The 3623-nt window shown below is 60.0% G+C and carries 7 protein-coding genes; 4 read left to right on the top strand and 3 right to left on the bottom strand.

What is annotated here, in order from left to right:
- The 3 genes from ABI213_RS08070 to ABI213_RS08060 all read left to right on the top strand — a co-directional run.
- Positions 1–621: Gfo/Idh/MocA family oxidoreductase (locus ABI213_RS08070; RefSeq protein WP_348026665.1), on the top strand; the 621-nt coding region annotated here is incomplete at its 5' end.
- Complete coding sequence (locus ABI213_RS08065; RefSeq protein ID WP_348008970.1) at positions 618–929, top strand: Dabb family protein; 312 nt, start codon at positions 618–620, stop codon at positions 927–929. The genes ABI213_RS08070 and ABI213_RS08065, both read left to right, overlap by 4 nt.
- 103 nt (positions 930–1032) lie before the next feature.
- Positions 1033–1308 carry a hypothetical protein gene (locus tag ABI213_RS08060; protein ID WP_348008971.1) on the top strand — a complete coding sequence of 92 codons (276 nt, stop codon included), beginning with the start codon at positions 1033–1035 and terminating at the stop codon, positions 1306–1308.
- A gap of 79 nt (positions 1309–1387) precedes the next feature.
- On the opposite strand, the gene ABI213_RS08055 is transcribed toward ABI213_RS08060, so the two are convergent.
- The 3 genes from ABI213_RS08055 to ABI213_RS08045 all read right to left on the bottom strand — a co-directional run bounded on the left by ABI213_RS08055 (position 1388) and on the right by ABI213_RS08045 (position 3088).
- Positions 1388–1717, bottom strand: coding sequence for a Fis family transcriptional regulator (locus tag ABI213_RS08055; RefSeq protein ID WP_348008972.1), 330 nt, complete (start codon positions 1715–1717; stop codon positions 1388–1390).
- A complete protein-coding gene (locus ABI213_RS08050; protein WP_348008973.1) occupies positions 1701–2057 on the bottom strand; it encodes a type II toxin-antitoxin system RelE/ParE family toxin in 357 nt (118 codons plus the stop codon). The genes ABI213_RS08055 and ABI213_RS08050 overlap by 17 nt, the downstream gene beginning before the upstream one ends.
- A 128-nt stretch (positions 2058–2185) precedes the next feature.
- Complete coding sequence (locus tag ABI213_RS08045; RefSeq protein ID WP_348008974.1) at positions 2186–3088, bottom strand: LysR family transcriptional regulator; 903 nt, start codon at positions 3086–3088, stop codon at positions 2186–2188.
- Positions 3089–3237: 149 nt separating this feature from the next.
- On the opposite strand from ABI213_RS08045, the gene ABI213_RS08040 reads away from it, so the two are divergent.
- On the top strand, positions 3238–3623 hold a 386-nt coding region (locus tag ABI213_RS08040; protein WP_348026663.1), incomplete at its 3' end, for an NAD(P)H-dependent oxidoreductase.

The raw sequence follows: 3623 nt of genomic DNA, 5'->3' as shown, positions 1-3623 counted from the left end.
CGGCAAATGCGCGACAAGATCCAGCAGGGCGCACTGGGCCGCCTGGTGTCGGCGCGGGTCAACCACTCGGTGTATCTCCCGGCGCATCTGCAGGGCTGGCGTTTGAAGGACAAAGGCGCGGGCGGCGGCGTGGTGCTGGACATCGCGGTGCACAACGCCGATTCGCTGGCCTTTTTGCTGGGCGAGTACCCCACCGAGGTGGTGGCCATGACCAGCAACAGCGGCATGGCCGAGGGCATGGAAGATAACGCCATGTCGGTGTGGCGCTTCCCCAGCGGCCTCACGGCTTTCACCCACCAGGGCTTCAACACCCCGTTTGCCGATGTCGGGCTGGAAGTCCACGGCACCCAGGGTTCACTCAAAGGCGTGGGCATCCTGCACCAAGGGCCGGATGGAACGCTCAGCTTCAAGAACGCCCAGGGCGAGCAAGCCTTGCCGCTGGACAACATCAGCCTGTACCAGCGTGGTGTGCAGAACTTTCATTTGGCCGTCCAGGGCCTGCCCCACGATATGGCCGATGGCAACGCAGGCGTGCGCTCCCTGGCCGTGGCGCTGGCCGTGCTGGAGAGTGCGCAGACCGGCCGCAGCGTGACTGTGGCCTACCCAGGAGCCGCAGCATGATCCACCACTGTGTGTTCATCCATTTCCGGCCCGAGATCACAGCGGCGACCCAACAGGGGCTGTGGGACGAGTTGCGTGCCCTGGTGGACGAAATACCCGGCCTGCGGGAAGTGCGCGCCGGGGCCAATGCCCGTTTTGAGGACCTGGACCACGGCTTTGCCGATGGCTTCATCGCCGTGTTCGACGATCGGGCGGCGCTGGCCGCCTACCAAGCCCATCCTGCCCACCAGGCCACCGGCGCCAAGCTGGTACAGGCGGCGCTCGGAGGAGTTCAGGGCTTGATGGTGTTCGATCTGGATCTTCCGTAATTCATCCGTAGTTTTTGTGCAGCAGCGGTGGCACCACCCACCGCTGCAGCGCCGTCCCGGCGCGCTGCGGCGGCCTCACAATGCGCGCAGGAGTGCGACCAACATGTTCAAAATTTACTGGACCGACGAAAACAACCAGGCCCACGGGCAGGAGACGGCAGAGCTTGCGCAAGCCCTGCAGATCACCAAGGACAAACGCGACGCGGGCTACAGCTTTGTCACCATGGCCAGCGAAAACCCCCAGCACGTAGGCAAGCAGGGCGTGGACTCCGTGGTAGATGGCAAGACGCCCGACGGCCAAGCCTACGACTGGTCCAAGGCCGGGCGTGCCGGTGTGCCGCGCCGAAACGACCGGGTCATCACCAAGAAAGACATCTGAGCCCTGGTTTGGCGCATGCTTGGTTTTGCTATTAAAAAAGAAGCTGCTTGCGCATATTAAATATGGGCTGGCGGCCGATTTATGCCGTATTCACACGCGTGCGCTTGGTCTCCGGTTTGAGCCGAATCTCCACAGTTTTTCCTACAGCACTTGCCGCCCTGATCAGCGTATCGAGCTGAATGGACAAATTGCCAGGGTCTAGCACCCGGTCCAACTGCGAGCGGCTGGTGGCCATGCGCTGCGCCATGCCTACTTTGCTGAGCTTCGCGCTTTGCATCGCGTCGTCCAACTGCTCGGCCAGCGCCCGCTTGAGTGCACGGGCCTGCACCTCCTCAAAAATGCCATCCTCTTTCAGAAAGTCATCAAAACTGCTTCCCGCATGGGGGTTCACTTTAGTTGTCTTGGCCATTTTTCCACTCCTTCAAGCGTTTGGTCGCCAGTTCAATATCTGCAGGGTTGGTTTGCTGTGTTTTCTTGATGAAGGCATGCAACAAAATCATTTCGGCCTGCTCTACCGCAAACAGTACGCGCGCAATACGGTTGCCAATTTTGCTGCGTACTTCCCAAACCGATCCCCGCAAATGGTCCACCCGAGGTTTGCCAATAGGCCACTTGTACTGAACGTAAGCAATGTCTTCGCCAATCGTTTGACGATCCGCCTTACCCAGTGCTTTCAGCCATTCACGTACTGGCTCATCCCCACTCGCAGAGCGATAGAAAATCGCGGGGATTTTTTGGTTGGATGCCACTTGATAAGTGTACCTTATAAAGTACTTTTTTGAACTTTAGAGCGGTTGGATTCTGTAGTGTTGGAGTCGGAACTCTCAAGTCCAGTTTGCTATCAAGAAAGAAGCTGCTTCAGCATATTCCACGAGGGCTAGAGGCCGCGGTTCAATCGCGCTTTCAAATCCGTCAGCAGCCAGCGCCCCGCGCGCCCAGGGGGGCGTTCGCGCAGGTGGGCGGCGTAGATCGTCAGGCCTTCGGCAGGGGTTTGGTCGCCCGCAATGTCTATCGGCACCAGCAGTCCGTCTGCCATCGGTTGCGCTATCAGGTAGTGGGGCATGCGGCACCAGCCAAAGCCGGCAAGCAAAAAGTCCAACCTGCGCCCCAGGTCTACAAAACGCCACAGTCGCTCACCCGCCAGCCCATAGTTGGGGCTGCCAGGGTCTACCGGGTCTGACAACACCAGTTGCACGTAGGGCGCCAAGTCGTCGCGCTCGGCTGGTCGCCCCAATGTGGCCAGCGGGTGGTCGCGCGCCACCACGGCTTGTAGCTGCACCTGCATCAGAGGGAATGCCACCATATCGTCTGGCACCAAGGGCAGTAGCACGCAGATGCCTAAGTCAGCCGTCTTGCTGCGCAAGCGGCGCAAGGAGCCGCCAAAGCCTTCCGTTGAGAAGGTGACCGGCAGATCGGGGAACATGGCATTCAGCGCGCGAATACTTTCGATCAGCGGGCTAGACGGTATGGGTGGGTCGATAGCGAGCGTTAATTCGGGCTCTACCCCAGCGCGTGTGCTGGCGGCCACGGCTTCAAATTGTTGGGCGCTGGCCAAAACCCTGCGGGCCTGATCGACCAAAACCCGGCCAATCTCGGTCAGCACAGGGCGGTGCCCGCTGCGGTCAAACAGCAGCACGCCTTGCACCTGCTCCAGCGCAGCCACCGCTTGGCTGATGGACGACTGCGCCCGGTACAGCTTGCGCCCCGCGGCAGAAAAACTCCCTGTATCGGCAATGGTGAGCAGAACACGCAGTTGGTCGAGGGTGAGGCTTTCAATCATGGGCGTACTCAGCTTATCTATCTGCTTTGACGATGGAGATTATCGGTTTTATATCACTTCCATAAATAGGAAGCAGGCCATAGATTCACTGCCTAGCCCTCAACCCTATGGAAAAAACCACAATGTCCCAAGCTCTTGCAAACCTTCTCGTGATTGAAACCAGCCCCCGTGGCGAGGCCTCCATTTCCCGCAACCTCACTCGCCGCTTCGTGGCCGACTGGCACGCCGCACACCCGCAGGGCAATGTGGTGGTGCGCGACCTGGCCGATACCCCACTGCCCCACGTCAATGCGCCTTGGTTGGCGGCTTACTTCACCCCAGAAGACAAGCTCACGCCCGATATGAAAGAGGCGTTGCGCATGTCGGACACGCTGGTGGCGGAGCTGCTGGCCGCCGACCACATCGTGATTGCCAGCCCCGTATACAACTACAACATTCCCGCTGCGCTCAAGGCATGGATCGACCACATCGTGCGCAAAGGCCACACGCTAGGCTTCGATGGCAAAGGGCTGGTCACGGGCAAGAAGGCGACGGT

Origin of the sequence: Rhodoferax sp., from assembly GCF_039922535.1 — a bacterium.
Lineage (GTDB): Bacteria > Pseudomonadota > Gammaproteobacteria > Burkholderiales > Burkholderiaceae_C > Rhodoferax_B.
The sequence above is the reverse complement of the archived record's forward strand: the minus strand, read 5'-3'. Positions and strand labels throughout refer to the sequence as shown.